The following is a 19012-nucleotide window of genomic DNA, read 5'->3' as shown; positions in this document are numbered from 1 at the left end:
AATTATTCCCATGTTTTCCAGGGAGCGTTGGACTCATTCCACATTTTATTCAAATTATTTTTATCTCGAAGAGTATCCATGCATTTCCAGAAACCAGAATGTTGATATGAATATAGCTGTTTGTCTTCAACCAGCCTTTCAATTGGTTCTCTTTCAAATATGGTGTTTTCTCCATGCCGTAGATACTCGAATATTTCAGGATTTAAAACAAAAAAACCGGCATTAATCCAATTCCTATTACCAATGGGTTTTTCATGAAAACTTGTTATTTCTCCCGAATTATCAGACGCAATTGTCCCAAAGCGACCTTCTGGTTTTATTGAAGTTACTGTTGCTATTTTCCCATGTGATTTGTGAAATTTAACCAATTTAGTAATGTTAATATCAGAAACTCCATCACCATAGGTTAACATAAATGGCTTTGTGCCAATAATTTTTTTAGCCTTAAGTATTCTGCCGCCAGTCATGGTTTCTTGACCAGTATCAAGAAGAGTTACTTTCCAAGGTTCACTGTTAGTATTATGAGTTTCGATTTTGTTATTTACAAGATCTATTGTTACATCACTTTGGTGCAGGAAATAGTTGGCAAAATACTCTTTAATCATATAACCCTTGTAGCCGAGTAGAATTATAAATTCATTATAACCATATTTTGAGTAAATTTTCATAATATGCCATAGAATTGGTTTACCACCGATTTCGAGCATTGGCTTTGGATACATATCGGTTTCTTCGCTGAGTCTGGTTCCGTAACCACCGGCTAATATCATAACTTTCATAATTATAAGACCTTTGCACGACTACCCAAATTTTGATTTTAGGTATTGTCTCGCCCTTTAGGTTATTGATAATCTTTATCAATTTATTGGCAAAAAACCAATTAAACAATTGAATTTATTATATATTTACGTGTGACCTTCAGGTTATGTCATAATGAGCCTATTAAAATCAACCCACTGGAGGCTTCATGGCTTATAAAAAAATCGAACAAGGTTTTTCCTTTGCAGACATCGCTATCAACAAAAATGCAGACCGGAATCGGTCCATGCAATTCTTACGTAAAGTGAACAATACCATTGACTGGAAACCTGTTGAACATCTTCTTATTAAATATTATCAAATTGGTAAATCCAAGGAGGGAGAAAGAGCCTATTCTCCTTTGCTTTTGTTTAAATGTATTCTGTTGCAAAACTGGTTCCAAATTAAATCTGACCCGGAACTTGAAAACTTGATCTGTGATCGACTTTCTTTCAGGGACTTCCTTAACCTTCCCATGGATTATCCGTCTCCTGATCATAGTACTTTTTCCCGTTTTAGAAAAAATCTTTCCAAAGAGGTTATGATCAAGGTTAATAGCGAAATTCTCAAACAATTTCATCAGCATGGAATCACTGTTAATAAGGGGGTTGCAGTGGATGCCAGGTTGGTTAAATCTGCAAGCAAACCAATTTCTAAAAAACAGATAAAAACACTTAAGGCTCATCTTGATACTCCGGAAAGCCGATTGGATAAAAATGGCAATCTTAAGAAGTTTTCCCGTGACTTTGAATCTGACTGGACAATTAAAAATGACAAACCTCATTATGGTTTTAAAGAACATACATCTGTTGATACTGAAAACGGTTTCATTCTTTCGACAACCTTGAGCCCTTCCTCTCATAATGATTCCAAGTATCTTCCCTATGCTGTGATTTATAGTATGCATGCTGGTAAAATCAAAATAGCCTACGCCGATAAAGGATATGCAGGTGCTCCAAATCGAGAATTTCTTGCATTAAATAATATCCAGGATGGTATAATGCGAAAGGATAATGTCAATGCAAAGTTAACTGACTTTGAAATTAAAAGAAATAAAGCCATTTCAAAATACCGATATATAGTTGAACAATATTTTGGTATCAGCCACTTGCATGACAAAGGGAATAAAGCACGATTCCCAACGATGATTAAAAATACCATTGATATCATGTTCCGGCAATTTGCGTTTAACTTGCCTGTGACCTTTAGGTTAAAAAAGGGGGCCAAAATATTAGAAATTCTCCCGGTGTAGATGAATAATTGCGCCCGGTGATTAAAAACCGGGCAAAGAGCCTCAATTGGGGGCAATATTTGGCTTAATATAAGCCGAATATGCTTTAAAATGGGTTTAATTTGCTTAAAAACGGCTCTTTTTGAGTCCTGAATCTGAAAATTTTTATTCATAATGCTAAAATTGGAGGTATCCGGTCTTCTCGCAAAGGTCTCAGCTTTTGTGTAGAAGGAATTCGGCAAGATATGCACCATCCTGCCCTGTGATTCCGGTTATCAGTGCTTTTTTAGTCATCAAATAGCTCCGCCCCTTCGGTTACATTGCCAATTGGCGTACAACAGATTAAAATAATCAATTTAAATTTATATAAAAAAACCTTACTTCATTTCCCAAATCAATATATGCTTTCGCTTTTCAAGCTTGGGAAGAAACGCTTCAAATTCTTTTCTGGTTAAAACAAGTGAACGAATTTTTCTTTTGATGTATCGTTCAGTTTTTATACTCAAATCATTTAGATGATACTGATCAATATTGCCTACCAATAACAGGTCAACCACACCCGTGTCCTTACCTTCTGCATAATCGTCTATCAGGTATGCCAGTTCAATATCACCAAGTCTGTTCACTATGCCGTCAATGACTTTATCCACACCCATTGTCTTCCGGGCAATGGAAATAAGCTCTGAAAACAAGGGATGGTTTTTATTGGCAGAATAAAAAACCTGGCGACCATTTTTTTCCGATTGCAAAAGCTTGGATTTGGTCAACTGATTAAGTTCTTGCCGCACTGAATTGGTCGAAACATTGAATTCGCTGGAAAGTTCTCTTAAATATGAGCGTACGCCTGGGTTGAAGAAAAACTTGATTAAAAGTTTAATTCTGGTTTTTGAAGTGACAATTCCTGCAAACAGATCTTCCATTATCGAATCCTTTACGAGTATAATTAATACTCATAAAGGATATTTCCAGGCTTGTCAATTTTTTTTTAGCTTTGATTTTGTTCTTCTATCAGGCTAATATCCATTTTGATTTTAACTTTAGGGGGTTTTAAATCAGAAAGTTGAATCATAAAAAAATAATTTTATATTTAAAAAGTAGAGAAATAGGATACCCATGACATCGGCAGAAAAGTTTAAAATCAAATTGCTTTTTCTGATTGGCGTTGCTCATATCCTGATTTCCGTTTTTACTATTATTCCGGGTTACATATCCATCGATGAGGTTACATACCACAGGATGACGAAAAGCTTTTCAGAATCTGGTGGACTTGAGATATGGAATGGCTATCGGGAATGTCCATCTCCGGAACTGGAGACGCGTTTCATCTTCGCCCGTAACGGGAGACTTGTTTCCCAGTATCCTTACCTTTTCCCTGTACTCAGTACACCCTTTTACCGTATCTGGGGATATCGCGGTCTGTTTTTTATCAATGTTATCGCATTTGCGGGCATTATTTTTTTCTGTTACACTATTGCAAAAAAAATCTTTCAGGATCGAAACTTGGCCTTAAATTCATGTTTTATCCTTATTTTTGCAACGTTCTCGTGGGAATATTCGCAAGCAGCATGGCCTCATGCTAGCGTAACTTTTTTTCTTATGGCGGCATTCTACTTTTTTGTCTGCTCATTCTACGCCAAAACAGGGCGAGCGGCATTTTTGCTTGCTCTGGCGTCTGGTTTTATCACAGGATTTTCCATGGGAATCCGTCTTGATTCCATCTTTGTGCTTCCATGTTTCATTATCCCTTTTCTTTTTCTGAAACCATACCGTCCGCTGCCTGCCCTTGCAACCTGCATCGGAGCACTTCCTGGTTTGGTCATTCTCACCGCCACGAACTACGCAAAATTCGGTGTCCTTTCACCTTTTTCCTATGGTCACTATGTGGATGCATTGGAACTAAAACGATATTTGCCTTTTGCCGCGCTGAGCATACTTATAATCATACTTTCATGGGTATTAACGCGACGCCCAGTGATCTCCACGCTGCGCCGTTACAAACGTACAGCTGTAATTACGATAATTTTGTTGATAACTGTTCTTGCAATCATTCCTCAAGTGCGGAGCACGGTCGGGAACTCTTTGAACGGAGCTTATCAACTGATTGTTGATCTTCGTGTGCGAGATCTTGACATCAGAGAAGGAGGCTTGTCACGCAGCGAGGGAGGCGGGATGATCTATATAAATGGGCTGAAAAAATCGTTGCTGCAAAGTTGTCCTTATCTTGTAGTGTTGCTGCTCCCTTTTCTGAGAATTATACGTAATGACAAAGAGTCTGTACAGCTCACAATATTATTTTTTGTGCCTGTAGTTTTTATCGGTTTTTATGCGTATCATAATGGCTGGCACGGTGGAATGTCCATGAATCTCAGGTACTTTATTCCAATTTTACCTTTTACCTCTATGCTTTCCGCTTATGCCTGGCGCGAGATGTCCGACACCGGCACCATAAATTTAAACTGGCGTAAAATGTGTTCGTTGACCCCTTTTCGCTTTGGTCTCCTATTTCTCACGACATTAAATCTCTTTGCTGTCCTATTTCTCACGACATTAGATGGAGTAGACGCTCAGGAATTTCCTTTTCTTACTCTGCCGTTGCTATTGGCATTGCTGCTTACTATTTTCTTATTGGTACGCGAAAACTTTGCAAAGCTTAATCGCTATATTTTTCCATGTGTTACTGTAACGATATTCTTTGTAGCAATGGTCTGGTCAAGTCTTGTAGCATTTTTGTACGACTATCCTCGCAGTCGAATTGCGAGGCATTATTATTATAGTGTTGCCAAAGATGTTGCCAAAGATGTTTCCCAGAATTCAATTTTTTTTACCGCTAATTATAATGCGTTTTCTGGTTTGATTGAACGAGGACGAATACGTATTGCAAGTCCAACTAGAGACAACTTCCATGATTTTCCCACATTAATCAAATATCATTTACAAAATGGGCATTCGGTTTATACTGCTTTTACTCCTTCGGAGTGGGAAGCTATCAAAAAAAGAGGCCTGGTTGATAGCTTTGAAGTTATTCCAATTAAATTTGATCATGATTTTGCTTTGTCTGAATTGATCGTAAAAGGAAATTAATTTTGAACAAAAAATTAAACAGAAATTGGACAAATTGCAGAAAGAGTGGAAAACCGATTGAACGGTAAAACCACACAGCACAGTACGAGCAATGTCAAATCATGTGAATTTACACGTAGTGCCACTAACAGTGTCTAACCGACTTGACAAACGTCTCCCTGCTAAATATGCTGTCCCTTATTTCGAACCTTTTTTAGGAATAATTATTAATTTACAAGATTATAGAGGGAGGCCTTTTGAAAAGAATACTTGTAACAGGAGGTGCTGGATTTCTTGGGTCGCATCTTTGTGACAGGCTTATAGAGAAAGGGCATGAGGTCATTTGTGTGGATAACTGCTATACTGGCAGGAAAAAAAACATCTATCATTTGATTCAAAATCCACGGTTTGAGTTCATAAGACATGATATTACTTTCCCGCTGTATATTGAAATTGATGAGATTTATAATTTAGCTTGTCCGGCATCGCCTGTACATTACCAGCATGACCCTGTCCAAACCTTAAAGACGTGCGTGCATGGGGCAATAAACATGCTAGGGCTTGCAAAACGGACCGGCGCAAAAATATTTCAGGCTTCTACGTCTGAAGTATATGGTGATCCTGCGATACATCCACAGGTAGAAGAATATTGGGGGAATGTTAATCCTGTTGGAATACGTTCATGTTATGATGAAGGCAAACGGTGTGCAGAGACTCTTTTTTTTGATTATTACAGACAACACAGGATCAATATCAGAGTTGCTAGAATCTTCAATACTTACGGCCCGAAAATGCTTCCATTCGATGGCAGGGTTATATCAAGTTTTATTGTACAAGCCCTATCAAATAAGCCCGTTACTGTTTTTGGCGATGGAAGTCAGTCGCGCTCATTCTGTTATGTGGATGATACTGTTGATGCCTTTATCCGGTTTATGGGTTCAGAGAATAATGACCTCACAGGCCCATTGAATATAGGCAATCCAAATAATTTTACCATTAAAGAGATTGCTGAGAAAATTATCGAAATGACGGGTTCCAAATCTGTAATTGAATATAAGGCCATACCGGAGGATGATCCCAGAAGAAGACAACCTGATATATCCCTTGCCCAAAAAAATCTTGGGTGGGAACCGGTAACTGATTTTGAAACCGGAGTAAAAGCAACCATTTCTTACTTTAAATCAATCAAATAGTTGGAAATTTTTTAATATGAACAGACTTAGTATCGTTATACCTTGTTTTAATGAAGAAACAACTCTACGCGACTGTGTTGAAAGGGTTTTGGATATTCAAGATGATGAACTGTCCATAGAACTGATAATTGTTGATGATGCATCAGAGGATGACAGCTTTTCTATCGCAAAAGCCATAGAAAAGGAACACACAGAGGTCGTTGTGCTTCATCATGAAATAAATCTGGGGAAAGGGGCTGCTTTGAGAACCGGTTTTAAAATGGCAACCGGAGATTTTGTTGCTGTGCAGGATGCAGATCTTGAATATGATCCTGTTGACCTTAAGAAACTTATTCAACCGCTTATTGATGATGAAGCGGATGTAATACTGGGATCGAGATTTCTTTCAACAGGAATTCATAGGGTTCTTTATTTCTGGCATTATATGGGCAACCGGTTTTTGACCCTTCTTTCCAATATGTTCACGGACCTTAACCTGACTGATATGGAAACATGTTATAAAGTATTCAAACGTGAGGTAATTCAGGGAATTGATATTGAAGAGAACCGGTTTGGCTTTGAGCCTGAAATAGTAGCAAAAATTGCCCATAAAAGGCTTCGTATCTTTGAGGCAGGGATATCATACCGTGGGCGAACCTATGAAGAAGGAAAAAAAATAGGGATAAAAGACGGGATTAGAGCACTATATTGCATTATAAGGTATAATGCTTCTCATGCCCCCCTCTTTTTACAATTTCTGGTGTATGTTTTTATTGGCGGGACGGCTGCCATAGCAAACCTTGGTGTGTTTTTATCCCTTCATTCTGCTGGTATATCGCCTGTTTTTTCAATACCATCAGCTTTTATTATTGCAGCAATTTTAAACTATTTTCTTTGCATCTCAATTTTGTTCAAGCATAAAGTTAAATGGAATTTCAGCACAGAAATCTTTCTGTTTTTAATTCTTGTTTCGTCTTTATGTGTTTTTGATTATATTATTACCACTTCGCTTTTAAGCGTTTCTGTTAAACCTCTTAATGCAAAGCTTACAGCTACGGGTTTAGGGTTGTTACTCAATTTTGTCGGACGGCGATTTTTAATTTTTCCTGAACCAGAAAGTGGTTCCTGGAAACCTCAAATTGGAAAAAAGGATTAGTTCGGAGTATAGGTTGATTATGAATGTTATGGGAAAGTCTGATAGCAAAGAAGATTTAAGGCTGGTTAACTATCTTGATTAAATACTAAAATTACGACTTCCGGCTTCTTTCCAACAAGAGATTATAGGTTACACCCCATAGTAGTAATAATCCTAAGACACCGAATCGACTCAGAATAAATATCCAAGGGGAAATGGTAGAACCCTCAGAAAAAGAATAAGCCCATTTGAAAAAGAGAACATCTGGGAAAGAAAACAGAAGAAGGCATACCGATAACAACTTGCCTGAGAGAGAAGGAAGTTCGTCACGCATTTTTAAAAGATAAAAAATTACAAGGAGATTAATTAAAAACATATGAGCCCAGGAGATAGGGGAAAGCAACTGCATTAAAGGAACAAATAGAAGGAATGATTCTTCTTTCCTTCTATTGCTAAGCCTACATACAACCCAACAAGAAGGGATTAATAAGGAAAGAAATAATATTCCAATAATAATTTTCAATATTTCAGGTGAGTTAAAAAGAGGATCGACAAAAAAATTATCTCTTAGCAAGGGGGAGAAGGTTCCTGTAATAGACACATTCAAAGGCAAAGCACAAAAGATATCAGACTGTTCGGGGATAATTTTACTGATATAATAAACGACTGTTTCTATTCCCATAGTATGAAGAACAGAGGCTATTCCAATTATAAAAACAACACTAAACGACAAAAGATTACGCCACTGCTTAGTCAAAACAAAATAAATACAAAAAATCATTGGAAAAAGTTTAAAGAATGAAGCAAATGCCAGACAAGCACCTGCCACCCAAGTCTTTTCAGAATGCCTAACAGCTTTCCAGGCTATAAAGATGAGATAAACTATGATCAAAGAAGCTTGAGTAGTTCCAACATTGAACAGAAATGGGTACCACAAAAACAGCAAAGGGGCCACTAACATATTCCATCTACTGGACAAATTTAAAGTCTTTTTCAATCCAAGAAGAAAGCAAACATACAGCAATACTATAAGTGCAGACCAAAGCCAGCTAGCAACTTGATAGGGAAGATAGCTAAAGGGAAGATAAATTAATGCCGTAAAAGGAGGATGATAGTTGGGGATACCTCCAATTCCTATTTGCTCAAGCGTAATAATAGGCATTGTTGGGTCATAGATACTAAGACCTCTACGAAAAAAAAAGGCTGCCATATAGTCCGGAGTAAAATCGGAACCCAATAATCCATAGACATAGATAAATTTTCCAATTACTCCTAAAGCTAAACACCAGAGCGCAATCGACAATGTAATTACAATTTTTTTGTGTATGTTAGAGCCTGTAAATAATTTCATACGTCAGCCGTGGGCTTTGCTGGAGGTTATCAACTTTTTTGTTTTTTTATGATCATCGTCTATGTTTGTATCCTCTTTATAAAAATGATCCATATGTGAAACAAGCCATAGCAATAAGATTACTGAAACTGCCGGAATAAGAGTTAACAGGGTAGCAACAAATGGAACTTGAACTCTACCGGTTGTCATTTCAAGGCCTGTAAGCTTAAGAATAAAAAGACGAATTTCAAGATTTGTAATGAGCAGCGATGCACATAATAATAGGAAGTACCAGGTCTCTGTCTTGGGCATATCATGGATCAACAGGTCACGACCAACTATAACAATAGGAATCAAGATTAATATAAGATAATGGGTCCATGCTACAGGATTAACAAGGGTGCTGACGCATACCAGGATACCGAATGAGGTATCAAAACTGCGAGTACGAAGGGCTAATTTCAACCCTACAGCCAGTAAAAGTATTGGCATGGCAAAAGAGAGAAAAAGAGCCAAGAATGGTGCTGCCACTATAGGAGGAGCTTCTAACCCTTTAAGTATTGGAGAACCTGTGCCGTCAAACAATCGCCATCCAATTGTCCACATGGAAAAATTAAATTCATAGGCGCGATACAGCGGGGAAACAATTGCACTGACTTTAAAGTAATAATATACTATCTTATCAAAACCCATTATCAAACCAGCTATCACATTACTTGTTATTACAGTTATCCCTGCAGCAATCACAGCAGACCAATTTTTACGCACAGCAAAAAAAATAATGAATGGCCATGCCATTAATTTTATGGCAATTAGCAAACCAATAAAAATGCCGCCTGTAATGTTTTTTCCTGAGCCTAAACTCAGCCAGGCGCAGACCAGCAAAAGAAGCAGTAACGTCATTAACTGTCCGAAGACTAACTCAAGAAAAAGAGGTGGCCATGCCATTAGCAATAAAAAAATAAATATTGTCAATTTCAAGTCAGATTTATTGTGCAACTTACAAAGAATCAGATAGGTTGCAAAAAAGATACAGATAATTTCGAACAGAAACCATGCCACAGCAGCATGTTCATAATTAAAAATGCAAAAAGGCAGGCATAAAACAGCTACGGGAGGAGGGTGTGGAGATGGATGTGGCAACACATTGTTAGGCAACTCTCCTATGAATTGCTGCGCTAACTGAGATATTGGAAGGTAGGGATCAAAACCGTGTAATAGCGCCTGTGCAAGTAAATAATCCTGCATAAAATCTTTTTCATAGACATATGGAATTACTAAAGATTTTGTTGCAGAGTAAATACTAAAAACACCTATAGAAGCCATTGCAATTAAAAAAAGTATTTTTACAAAGATTACAAAAGTATTATGGGAGTCAAGAATATCTTTGATCGGATGAGAAGAAGCGGAAATGTTTTTTATTGGATTTGGTGTTTCCATGGGAATTGGCTTTCCCTTTCGTTAAAATTTATATTTTTGGTCTAAATATTAGCAAATAATTGTATTGTCAAGCCTGATTTATCAGACGCTGATCATATCACCGAGATATTGCAGGATTTTTCAGTGGTCATCCACAAAAGTCCATAATTTATGAATGACAAATGCGCAGATAGGCAGCATAAGGGCAACGATAAAGATTTTCAAATAAATGCTTATGGTCTCGGTAAGGTTGGCAAGATATATAGCCAAAACAAGAGATATGGCCTGCACAATAAAGAATCGAGATCCTTTTTTTGTAGACAGGCTGCTTTTAAAAACAAACTTTGACTGGGCATAGTAAGACCAGACAAAAGCAATTATGAATCCGGTCACATTTGAAAATATCAAGGATTCATAAATCAACAGGACAAACAGGGATGCTGCACAAAAATGAATGGCGGTGGATATCACACCCACAATCCCATATTTTATAAGCTGGTATGGTAACATTTAAAAGATTCTGTCAATAATATAGGGAGGTCTTCTTTTGGATTCCATGTACATTCTGCCGATATATTCTCCAATAACACCGATGCCGATCATTTGTACCCCGCCCAGGAAGAGAATGGTTGTTAGCAAAGATGCATAACCCGGAACATCAATTCCAAAAATTAATGTTCTGATGATAATAAAACTGCCGTAACAAAAGGCGGAAAGGGATATAAATAATCCTAAATAAAGCCATACCCTGAGCGGCACTGTGCTGAAGCTTGTAAATCCTTCCAGAGCAAAGTTCCACAGCTTCCATCCGTTAAAACTTGTTTTACCTAATTTTCTTTTGTTCCGTTTATATTCCACAACAGCAGTCTTAAAACCGACCCAGGCGAAAATACCTTTCATAAACCGCTGGTTTTCTGGTAATTCCTGAATGGCGCTTATCACCTTTCTGGTTACCAGCCTGAAATCACCTGCATTTTCAGGTATTTGGGTGGATGAAATCTTGTTGTGTACTTTATAAAACAATTGTGCTGTCATCCGTTTTCCGAAACTATCCGTGGATCGATCTGTTCTTTTTGCAAGAACAACATCATATCCTTTGTCCCAGTATGCGATAAATTCCTTAATCAGGGCAGGGGGGTCCTGCAGATCTGCATCAATGGGGATTATGGCTTCACCCCGGGCAAAATCAAGCCCGGCTGTCAAAGCCGCTTCTTTTCCAAAATTCCTGGAAAGGTTGATGATTTTGATATTTTCTCTTGTTTCCTGCTCTTTGAGCAATTTTTCAAGCGTATTATCTGAGCTGCCGTCATTTACACAAACAATTTCAAAAGGCCTGCTGATGCTTTCCAATACGACAAAAATTTCTTTCATGAAAGCGTTAACCATGTCCTCTTCGTTGTAAAATGGGCAGACAATTGAAATGGAAATCTGCTGTTTATTCATATTGTAAATTTCCTTTGTTGTTATACTGGTAACCAAAAATTGTTAAATCAAAATAGCTGAAGTTTACCCGGAATGCAATATTGGTATGGGTATTTTTTAAATTTTTGTGTTAAAAAAGACTTGACTACTATCAAAAGTTATTCTATGAACGAAAGTACGAATGGCGATAAAAGATAATAAAATCCTGAAAAAAGTCCAGTTAACACAAAACAAAGGAGAATTAAATGCAGAAGATTATTAAGTTTTTAATGGATGAAGAAGGTGCCACAGCGGTTGAATATGCTCTCATGGTTGCATTAATTGCTATTGTGATTATTGTTGCGGTTCGATTCTTAGGGACGAGCGTAAGTACAGTATTCAGTGAGGTTGGTAGCACAATCGATGACACTTGATCGCTAAAATAGTCTTTGTTGCCCGATTATTATTATTTTCGTAATATGATCGGGCAATCCCTCTCTAATAAAAAAAATTGTGTTTTTCTTATCTTTGTAGGCTATCCGCCAATTCGGCGAGGCTTTCATCAAGGTGGCCAGCCGCTGGTTTGAAATAATAGCTGATGTAATATTATATTTTTTTAGTGTCGCCTCCCATTCAGGCTTTATGAGCAAAGTTTCTATATACTCATCAATATAAAAATCGTCTCCATAAAAATCACTTCTATCGTCTCCGAAAATTTTCATGTCAGGCCAGAAATGATAGATCAGCGCTCCGCCAATGTTTTCAGTGTTAAATGGAGTTTTAAATTTTTCAATATTGTTTTTTATATAAGCGCCGGCCTCGGAAGTAAGATGTCGGCCATAAAGATCTTTTTTAAATAAATCAGTTGCAGTCAAACTCAAAACGATCAGTGTGATGCAAATTAATGGGATCCATAATCGATCACTTTTCAGTTTCTGTTGTTCAGATACAATTTTTCGAGAACGCTTTGTAAACCAGTTATCATATTTGTTTGTAACCTGAGTTAATTCTTTTGCCAGGATAGGGACTGCTAACAGACAAAACAGGAAAATATGACGAACAGCATGGAGCGATTGATAAATGAAAAAGACAAGCAATACCAGTTCAAGTAAGCTTGTTTTATGTCTTTTACGACTTATCAGCAGGAATAAAGAAAGAACCAATAATTCAAAAACTCTTGCACTCGAATATGGACTGTTAAAGTTAGGGCTGGCATATTCAGCCATCAGGTGAAGGGAATCAAGGTTCAGGTAGTGAAGAATTGATAAATGAAGATTCCATCCAAACGGGTTTACCAGACTTGCCAGAGACAATGCAAATCCAAAGAAAAAATATGTTTTTGCACGATCTTTGTCAGAAGGGTTTTTTGAGTAAAAAAAACGTCCCAGATAAACCAGGAACGCTATTCCTGCAATAGCAAGTCCTGCCATAAAACCCCCATGCAAATTTACCCATAAAATCATTACCGGGACAAATAAAAAAAGAGAGCGGGCTGAGATTCTTTGTTGTTCGTATGAAAAGATTCTTTCTAAAAGCAGGGTAAAAAAGAAATAGGTGAAGATATGAGGTCTTGCATGGCAATGGCCAAAGAGTCCGAAAAAAGCAAGGAACAGCAATAACACGGCGATGTAAATATTTGCGCCTTCTTTGAGCATTCTTTTATATATTAATATTGGAAGGCTTCCATAGATCAGAGCGCTTACAGCAGTTAATAAAGGCAGGCCACCGATTTTTTCAAGCCCGGCAGCAAAACATTGAAACAGCCATTCATAAGTTGTCCATTCCTGTCCCGGGCGGGTAAATGAAAAAATATCATGCCTGAGTAATTCTTTGTGGTCTATCATATAATGTCCGCTGATCAGATGCCATCCAATTCCCGGGTCTTTGAGCATGACATCCGGGTAAAACATAACTATGATCGGATAAATGGCAAAGCTCATTGCAGCAAAACTTGGAAGAAGCCAGTAATAAAGACGGGATTTTTCAGCTTGTATGTTGTCCATAATCTTTCATTTTCCTGTTCATATTTCAGCAGAATTGTTCTTCTAAATATGAATAAACAAATATGTTGTCAAGAAAGTATTGTTACAATGTGTAAAAATTATTGACTAATCAAACCTGGCGGCGCTATACTAACTATTAATCATTGCTTATATGGTATATAATTTTGGCCCCATATAAGATCTCTTAATACAGGAGAGTCAAAATGAACCAGATTATAAAGTTCGTTAAAAGCGAAAAAGGTGCCACAGCAGTAGAATATGGGCTTATGGTTGCTTTAATCGCAGTAGTTATTATTGCTGCTGTTTCTTTTATTGGGACCAGCACAAGCGAACAATATTCTGTGGTAGCCAGCACAATAAACCCAACAAACTAAACAATGATAGAGACAAGGAGTAATTTGCCAAACAGTATTGGTTTTCCAGAAATTTATTTGAGTGTGATTCTCCTTTCTGCCGGGATTATTGATTATAAGAAACAAAAAATACCCAACTATCTTACCTTTCCCACCGTTATTACCGCACTGATTTATCATTTTTTTTTAAACGGAATGAGTGGCGTATGGTTCAGCCTGGGCGGCACATTTACAGGGATTGCGCTGCTGATTATCCCCTACGCCATGGGCGGCATGGGCGCAGGAGATGTTAAGCTCCTGGGTGCGATTGGTTCGTTTGTCGGATATATAAGTGTTGTTTATGTTTTTTTATTTACAGCTTTGTTTGGCGGGATATATGCGGTATTGGTACTTGTATGGCATGAGAAGTCATTAAAAAATTTTTTAAAAAAAGCTTGTCATACAGTGTTATCAGTAGTACTAACAAAAGGATACAAGATGGAATCTGTGGAATCTGACAATAAAAGTAACATTAAACCCAGGCTTTGTTATGGTATCGCAATTGCCCTGGGAGGATTTTCATACATGGGATTGACCCTGTATGGCTACAAACTATCCTGAAACAAGGAGATAAATTATGACCAATTTTAAGGCTTTTATTCCCATTTTGCTTTCAATCCTGATCGCTCTGGGCGGAAGTTATTTTTTGTATAAATGGGTAAAAGGGAAAACAGCGACTCAAGATAAGGTCATTGTCAAGGAAAGCAAAGTAGTCCAGGTTGTGGTTGCCAAGATTCCTATCAATATAGGATCACGAATAGAGCAGGAGGAAATGGTAACAACAGTTCCTTATCTGGAAAACAGCCTGCCTAAAGGATATTATTCAAAAGTATCTGATGTTGTAAATCGAATAGTCATTTCTCCGCTGAGGGAAGGAGATGCAGTAGTAGAACACAGGCTGGCCCCGACAACCATTCAAACCGGCGGTGTTTCAGCCGTATTAAAACCCGGGAAAAGGGCGGTTTCCGTCAGGGGTAACAATGTAATGGGCATTGCAGGATTCATCAATCCGGGCAATCGCATTGATGTGTTGATTACCATTGCTGATCCGAGAAAAGGAAAAGAAGGAAAAACCATTACAAAAATTGTAATGGAAGACCTGTATGTCATGGCTGCAGGCCGCCAGATTGTGGAAAACAGGAAGGGAGAGGCTGCTCCTGTCGATATATATACGGTAGAGGTTACGCCTGAACAGGCCGAAAGACTGACACTGGCTTCAAACCAAGGCAAGCTCCAGTTTGCCTTAAGAGGAGCGCTGGATTCAGATATTGTTCTGACAAAAGGAATTACCGTGCCGGAGCTGTTGGATTCTTATGTTCTGACAGGATCAAAACCGGTTAAGGTTCAGCCGGCATCCGGCACAGGCTCTGGGAAATCGAAAACCACAGGAAGAAGATACACTTCTCCAAAGAAAAAGAAGATAACTGTTGAGATAATCAAGGGGATAACACCCACTAAAAGAGTGTTTAACATTTAGAATAATAACCTTTTTTCAGGAGAAATCTATAGATGACCACGCTACTGAGATTTAATAAAATAACACTGATCGTTTTGTTTTTTCTGATATTTATCGGTGTCAGTTCCCATGCTCAGAATAATCTTGTTCCTGAGACGGTGGAACCGTTTAAAATTGATATCATATCCGGAAAATCAATTGTGATGAAAAGTGAGGTTAATGTAAAGCGAATTTCAATTGGTTCACCTGAAATAGCTGATTTTATACTCCTTTCACCCAAAGAAATATATCTCAAGGGAAAAGTGGCCGGACTGACCAATATGATCCTCTGGCAGAACGGCAACGTTACCGCCATATATGATATAGAAGTAAAATATGACCTGTCCAGATTAAAAGAAAAACTATACCAGATTCTTCCGGATGAAAAAGAAATTCGGATAATGTCAACAAATGATTCTCTGATGTTATCCGGCAGAATATCCAGCGCTGAAAATTTGTCACAGGCAATAACCCTTGCACAGTCCTATGCCCCGGCGGGAAAAGTAATTAACCTGCTGACTGTGGGGGGCACCCACCAGGTGATGCTGGAGGTCAAAATAGCAGAAATGTCCCGCTCTGTGGGTCGTAATTTAGGAATTGATCTTGAAAGTGCTTTCAATATCGGTAATGTGGCAATACAATTACTCTCTAATTTCGGTGTAGATGCGACGACAACGGGGGGTCCGACACTTGGTATTGGTGGTAGCGATTGGGATACAATGATTAATGCATTAAAATCAAACGGGCAGGTTAAAATTCTGGCCGAACCCAACCTGATTACCTTAAGCGGTCAGACTGCAAGCTTCCTGGCCGGTGGTGAATATGCCATCCCTGTTTCAGATGAGGATGGAATCACGATCGAGTATAAGGATTATGGTGTCGGCCTTTCATTTACTCCCAATGTGCTGAGTCAGGATAAAATTAATATTAAAGTGGAAACCAGTGTTTCAGAACTCCTGCCTACAGCCAATGTCACAAACCAGAATTTTGTCGCCCCCGGACTCAGTACCCGAAGGACGTCAACAACCGTTGAACTGGCAGACGGGCAAAGTTTTGCAATCGCAGGATTGTTATCTGAATCTATCACCGAGACTGTAAAAAAATTCCCTTTTCTGGGCGACATCCCTTTTCTGGGGGTTCTTTTCAGGAGTTCTTCATTTCTAAAAAATGAAACAGAGCTGGTTATTATTGTTACGCCGCGGCTGGTTAAACCCATCAATAAAGAGACACTGCCGGTTCCGACGGATTACTATGAAGAACCAAGTGATACCGAGTTTTACTTTGACATGAAAAGATCATCAAAAGAATCATCAGAACAAGGGTCTGCTGACGGAAGCATGGATGGACAGTTTGGTCATTCATTTGAGGATTAATAAAGGCTAACCAGATGCCATGGAGGAAAATATTGTGAGAAAAATAATGATCATTATCGGAATAGCCATTGCGTTACCCGTTTTGTCCGGCTGCAACACTCTGCAAAAACAAACACTGGTTGACAAGAACTGGGGAAGATCTTATGAAACAGCCCGGTTCAGCCAGATTATCAATCCGGAAGCAGGTGAAATGATGGTGGAAGATCAGGGCATGGATGGAGTTGCTGTCAAAGACAACTATGACAAATATCAAAAAGGGTTTAAAACAGAAACCCCTGTTCAGGTGTTTAATGTAAATGTGGGCGGAAATTAGACAACAACAGTCTTAACAAGAGGGTATAAGCATGTTTAAAAACCAGAGAGGGGGGGCAGCTGTTGAGTTTGCCATTGTTTTACCTGTGCTGGCGCTTATACTGTTTGGAACCATTGATTTTGCCCTCCTGTTTTATAATAAACAGGTGCTTACCAATGCCAGCCGGGAAGGAGCAAGGGCTGCGATTATTGCGAGTAACTGGGTTGACGAAGATGAAGATGGTATCCCAGATGATATTAATGACATAGCGGATTTTCAAAAAATTGTTGGTGATTATTGTGTCGGCCTGATTAATCTTGGCGGAGCCAATGAGCTGGACCCTACTCAAATCACTGTAGTTAGTGATTCCGTAAATTTTTTTATTACGGTAACAGTTCCCTATAATTACGAGCATCTATTTAGTGGTATTACTGGATTCGATGACACAACGATAACAGGCAAGACCGTTATGAGGCAGGAATGGTGATGAACCCTAACCATAAAACAATCAACAACCAGGAAGGTGCAACAGCGGTTGAATTTGCTATTGTTTTATCAGTGTTGCTGCTGTTTATATTCGGCATTATAGAATTCAGTCTTGCTTTATTTAACCAGCAGGTGATTACAAATGCAGCCCGGGAAGGCGCCAGAAGAGGCGTTATAATGAGAGCACCTACAAGAATCGTTGATGATGAAAATGCTGAAATAAAGGCAAGGGTTATGGAGTTTGCTGAGTCATATCTTGTTACTTTTGGAGATGATATTTTAACTATTGATGATGTGAAAATAAATTTTGATGATGATATTGACGCGGATGACCCGGTTAGAGGACTTTCCCCTGGCAATGATCTTATTGTTCAGGTAACTTATGAGTATCAATTTTTGTTTCTTTCAACCATTGGAATCGGGCCCATTGATTTAACATCAACAGCAACAATGAAGATGGAGTAAATCATGAAATTAAAAATACTCATCAAATATAAGGCTCGGTTCAAAAAGATGCCTTTGAGCATATTAAGAAACCAGAACGGTGTAACAGCAGTTTTAGTGGCCATAGTTGCAGCCATGCTGCTGGGATTTACCGCCCTTGCCGTTGATGTCGGATACATGTACTCCACCCGGAACGAACTCCAGAACATGGCTGATGCGGCTGCTCTTGCGGGCGCCGGGGAACTGGGAAGGATTTATTTGGCTCTTGATTCTGCTATTCCAGAGGGCTTTGATGTTGGTGTTGATGATCCTGATACCGAAGGAACCTACAGAGATCGAATCGAAGCCGTAGCAGAGAATACTGCAGCTCAAAATAAGGCAGCTGGAATCACAATCAACATTAACGAAGGGGATATTGATATTGGTGACTGGATTTGGGCAACGTCGGAGCTAATTATAAGCAATATAAAGCCGGATGCTGTAAGGGTCACTGTTGTGCGGACTTCTGTAGCAACATTTTTTGGAAAAATTTTCAGTTTTTTTGGCGGCAGTGCTGATACTTTTCAAGTATCTGCTGTTGCTACGGCGGCCCTTTCTAGCCCGGCTACAGTAGGCCCAGGGGAGTTATATGTTCCATTTGGAATATCAACAAATTTTTTTGACAAGCCTCCCGACCCTCCTGAGCCTTGCGTGACAAGTATTGAATTTTCACCTACTATGAGTAGCTGTGCAGCATGGCATAATTTTTTTGATCCAATAAACGCAAATGACCTTGAAGAAAAGCTCATAGGCTTGATTGAAAGTTACGAACCACCAGAGGGCCCTCCTCTATATGGGACTTTAGAAAATATAGACGGTAGCGCATGGTTAGATAAATATTTTACCATAATTAATACTCCAGAAGGTGTACCAACTCCTGCAACACAAGCAATCACTGCATTTGATTTCCAAAATGGACAGATTCAATCTATGTTTAAGACG

The 19012-nt window shown here is 38.6% G+C and carries 21 protein-coding genes; 13 read left to right on the top strand and 8 right to left on the bottom strand.

Features of this window, described 5'->3' with window-relative positions:
- Nucleotides 1-2: 2 nt before the first annotated feature.
- Complete coding sequence (gene rfbF / locus QAI40_RS06065; RefSeq protein ID WP_299979403.1) at nucleotides 3-779, bottom strand: glucose-1-phosphate cytidylyltransferase; 777 nt, start codon at nucleotides 777-779, stop codon at nucleotides 3-5.
- A 188-nt stretch (nucleotides 780-967) separates the two neighbouring features.
- Between rfbF and QAI40_RS06060 the strand changes: the two genes are divergently transcribed.
- Nucleotides 968-2050 carry an IS5 family transposase gene (locus tag QAI40_RS06060; RefSeq protein ID WP_299979400.1) on the top strand — a complete coding sequence of 361 codons (1083 nt, stop codon included), beginning with the start codon at nucleotides 968-970 and terminating at the stop codon, nucleotides 2048-2050.
- Nucleotides 2051-2242: 192 nt separating this feature from the next.
- On the opposite strand, the gene QAI40_RS06055 is transcribed toward QAI40_RS06060, so the two are convergent.
- A complete protein-coding gene (locus QAI40_RS06055) occupies nucleotides 2243-2323 on the bottom strand; it encodes a GDP-mannose 4,6-dehydratase (RefSeq protein WP_299979480.1) in 81 nt (26 codons plus the stop codon).
- Between the two features lie 83 nt (nucleotides 2324-2406).
- Entirely contained in the window at nucleotides 2407-2949 is a 543-nt protein-coding gene (locus QAI40_RS06050; protein WP_299979397.1) for a winged helix-turn-helix domain-containing protein, read from the bottom strand.
- A 193-nt stretch (nucleotides 2950-3142) separates the two neighbouring features.
- Between QAI40_RS06050 and QAI40_RS06045 the strand changes: the two genes are divergently transcribed.
- From QAI40_RS06045 to QAI40_RS06035, 3 genes are all read left to right on the top strand, one after another.
- On the top strand, nucleotides 3143-5110 hold the full coding sequence (locus QAI40_RS06045) for an ArnT family glycosyltransferase (RefSeq protein ID WP_299979394.1): 1968 nt from the start codon (nucleotides 3143-3145) through the stop codon (nucleotides 5108-5110).
- A gap of 236 nt (nucleotides 5111-5346) precedes the next feature.
- Nucleotides 5347-6282 (top strand): UDP-glucuronic acid decarboxylase family protein, encoded by a 936-nt coding sequence (locus QAI40_RS06040; RefSeq protein ID WP_299979393.1) that lies wholly within the window; start codon nucleotides 5347-5349, stop codon nucleotides 6280-6282.
- A 16-nt stretch (nucleotides 6283-6298) separates the two neighbouring features.
- Nucleotides 6299-7417, top strand: coding sequence for a bifunctional glycosyltransferase family 2/GtrA family protein (locus QAI40_RS06035; RefSeq protein ID WP_299979390.1), 1119 nt, complete (start codon nucleotides 6299-6301; stop codon nucleotides 7415-7417).
- Nucleotides 7418-7508: 91 nt separating this feature from the next.
- Here QAI40_RS06035 and QAI40_RS06030 read toward each other — a convergent pair whose 3' ends face one another.
- The 4 genes from QAI40_RS06030 to QAI40_RS06015 form a co-directional block, all read right to left on the bottom strand.
- Complete coding sequence (locus QAI40_RS06030; RefSeq protein WP_304511516.1) at nucleotides 7509-8747, bottom strand: glycosyltransferase family 87 protein; 1239 nt, start codon at nucleotides 8745-8747, stop codon at nucleotides 7509-7511.
- 3 nt (nucleotides 8748-8750) lie between these two features.
- Nucleotides 8751-10166, bottom strand: a complete 1416-nt coding sequence (locus QAI40_RS06025) for a glycosyltransferase family 87 protein (RefSeq protein WP_299979385.1) — start codon at nucleotides 10164-10166, stop codon at nucleotides 8751-8753.
- A 120-nt stretch (nucleotides 10167-10286) separates the two neighbouring features.
- Nucleotides 10287-10655 (bottom strand): GtrA family protein, encoded by a 369-nt coding sequence (locus tag QAI40_RS06020; protein WP_299979383.1) that lies wholly within the window; start codon nucleotides 10653-10655, stop codon nucleotides 10287-10289.
- A complete protein-coding gene (locus tag QAI40_RS06015) occupies nucleotides 10656-11588 on the bottom strand; it encodes a glycosyltransferase family 2 protein (protein ID WP_299979380.1) in 933 nt (310 codons plus the stop codon).
- 224 nt (nucleotides 11589-11812) lie between these two features.
- On the opposite strand from QAI40_RS06015, the gene QAI40_RS06010 reads away from it, so the two are divergent.
- Nucleotides 11813-11980 (top strand): Flp family type IVb pilin, encoded by a 168-nt coding sequence (locus QAI40_RS06010; RefSeq protein ID WP_299979378.1) that lies wholly within the window; start codon nucleotides 11813-11815, stop codon nucleotides 11978-11980.
- Between the two features lie 3 nt (nucleotides 11981-11983).
- On the opposite strand, the gene QAI40_RS06005 is transcribed toward QAI40_RS06010, so the two are convergent.
- Entirely contained in the window at nucleotides 11984-13549 is a 1566-nt protein-coding gene (locus QAI40_RS06005; RefSeq protein WP_299979376.1) for a hypothetical protein, read from the bottom strand.
- Between the two features lie 203 nt (nucleotides 13550-13752).
- Between QAI40_RS06005 and QAI40_RS06000 the strand changes: the two genes are divergently transcribed.
- From QAI40_RS06000 to QAI40_RS05965, 8 genes are all read left to right on the top strand, one after another.
- The gene (locus QAI40_RS06000) at nucleotides 13753-13923 is read left to right on the top strand and encodes a Flp family type IVb pilin (RefSeq protein WP_299979373.1); all 171 of its coding nucleotides are present in this window, start codon (nucleotides 13753-13755) and stop codon (nucleotides 13921-13923) included.
- Nucleotides 13924-13947: 24 nt separating this feature from the next.
- Complete coding sequence (locus QAI40_RS05995; RefSeq protein ID WP_299979371.1) at nucleotides 13948-14502, top strand: A24 family peptidase; 555 nt, start codon at nucleotides 13948-13950, stop codon at nucleotides 14500-14502.
- A 16-nt stretch (nucleotides 14503-14518) separates the two neighbouring features.
- Complete coding sequence (gene cpaB / locus QAI40_RS05990; protein ID WP_299979368.1) at nucleotides 14519-15418, top strand: Flp pilus assembly protein CpaB; 900 nt, start codon at nucleotides 14519-14521, stop codon at nucleotides 15416-15418.
- A 32-nt stretch (nucleotides 15419-15450) separates the two neighbouring features.
- Nucleotides 15451-16809, top strand: a complete 1359-nt coding sequence (locus tag QAI40_RS05985; RefSeq protein ID WP_299979365.1) for a type II and III secretion system protein family protein — start codon at nucleotides 15451-15453, stop codon at nucleotides 16807-16809.
- 34 nt (nucleotides 16810-16843) lie between these two features.
- Nucleotides 16844-17122 (top strand): hypothetical protein, encoded by a 279-nt coding sequence (locus QAI40_RS05980; RefSeq protein ID WP_299979363.1) that lies wholly within the window; start codon nucleotides 16844-16846, stop codon nucleotides 17120-17122.
- A 31-nt stretch (nucleotides 17123-17153) separates the two neighbouring features.
- Nucleotides 17154-17588 carry a TadE/TadG family type IV pilus assembly protein gene (locus tag QAI40_RS05975; RefSeq protein WP_299979360.1) on the top strand — a complete coding sequence of 145 codons (435 nt, stop codon included), beginning with the start codon at nucleotides 17154-17156 and terminating at the stop codon, nucleotides 17586-17588.
- A complete protein-coding gene (locus QAI40_RS05970; protein WP_299979358.1) occupies nucleotides 17588-18052 on the top strand; it encodes a TadE family protein in 465 nt (154 codons plus the stop codon). Before QAI40_RS05975 ends, QAI40_RS05970 begins: the two co-directional genes overlap by 1 nt.
- 3 nt (nucleotides 18053-18055) lie before the next feature.
- Nucleotides 18056-19012 (top strand): pilus assembly protein TadG-related protein (locus tag QAI40_RS05965; protein WP_304511515.1); only part of this gene is annotated, 957 nt, incomplete at its 3' end.

This window comes from Desulfobacula sp., assembly GCF_030611305.1.
Taxonomy (GTDB): domain Bacteria; phylum Desulfobacterota; class Desulfobacteria; order Desulfobacterales; family Desulfobacteraceae; genus Desulfobacula.
The sequence above is the reverse complement of the archived record's forward strand: the minus strand, read 5'-3'. Positions and strand labels throughout refer to the sequence as shown.

Coding starts and splice junctions, on each gene's coding strand:
- rfbF (WP_299979403.1), bottom strand. CDS start 779: ATGAAAGTTATGATATTAGCCGGTGGTTACGGAACCAGACTCAGCGAA.
- QAI40_RS06060 (WP_299979400.1), top strand. CDS start 968: ATGGCTTATAAAAAAATCGAACAAGGTTTTTCCTTTGCAGACATCGCT.
- QAI40_RS06055 (WP_299979480.1), bottom strand. CDS start 2,323: ATGACTAAAAAAGCACTGATAACCGGAATCACAGGGCAGGATGGTGCA.
- QAI40_RS06050 (WP_299979397.1), bottom strand. CDS start 2,949: ATGGAAGATCTGTTTGCAGGAATTGTCACTTCAAAAACCAGAATTAAA.
- QAI40_RS06045 (WP_299979394.1), top strand. CDS start 3,143: ATGACATCGGCAGAAAAGTTTAAAATCAAATTGCTTTTTCTGATTGGC.
- QAI40_RS06035 (WP_299979390.1), top strand. CDS start 6,299: ATGAACAGACTTAGTATCGTTATACCTTGTTTTAATGAAGAAACAACT.
- QAI40_RS06030 (WP_304511516.1), bottom strand. CDS start 8,747: ATGAAATTATTTACAGGCTCTAACATACACAAAAAAATTGTAATTACA.
- QAI40_RS06025 (WP_299979385.1), bottom strand. CDS start 10,166: ATGGAAACACCAAATCCAATAAAAAACATTTCCGCTTCTTCTCATCCG.
- QAI40_RS06020 (WP_299979383.1), bottom strand. CDS start 10,655: ATGTTACCATACCAGCTTATAAAATATGGGATTGTGGGTGTGATATCC.
- QAI40_RS06015 (WP_299979380.1), bottom strand. CDS start 11,588: ATGAATAAACAGCAGATTTCCATTTCAATTGTCTGCCCATTTTACAAC.
- QAI40_RS06010 (WP_299979378.1), top strand. CDS start 11,813: ATGCAGAAGATTATTAAGTTTTTAATGGATGAAGAAGGTGCCACAGCG.
- QAI40_RS06005 (WP_299979376.1), bottom strand. CDS start 13,549: ATGGACAACATACAAGCTGAAAAATCCCGTCTTTATTACTGGCTTCTT.
- QAI40_RS06000 (WP_299979373.1), top strand. CDS start 13,753: ATGAACCAGATTATAAAGTTCGTTAAAAGCGAAAAAGGTGCCACAGCA.
- cpaB (WP_299979368.1), top strand. CDS start 14,519: ATGACCAATTTTAAGGCTTTTATTCCCATTTTGCTTTCAATCCTGATC.
- QAI40_RS05985 (WP_299979365.1), top strand. CDS start 15,451: ATGACCACGCTACTGAGATTTAATAAAATAACACTGATCGTTTTGTTT.
- QAI40_RS05975 (WP_299979360.1), top strand. CDS start 17,154: ATGTTTAAAAACCAGAGAGGGGGGGCAGCTGTTGAGTTTGCCATTGTT.
- QAI40_RS05970 (WP_299979358.1), top strand. CDS start 17,588: ATGAACCCTAACCATAAAACAATCAACAACCAGGAAGGTGCAACAGCG.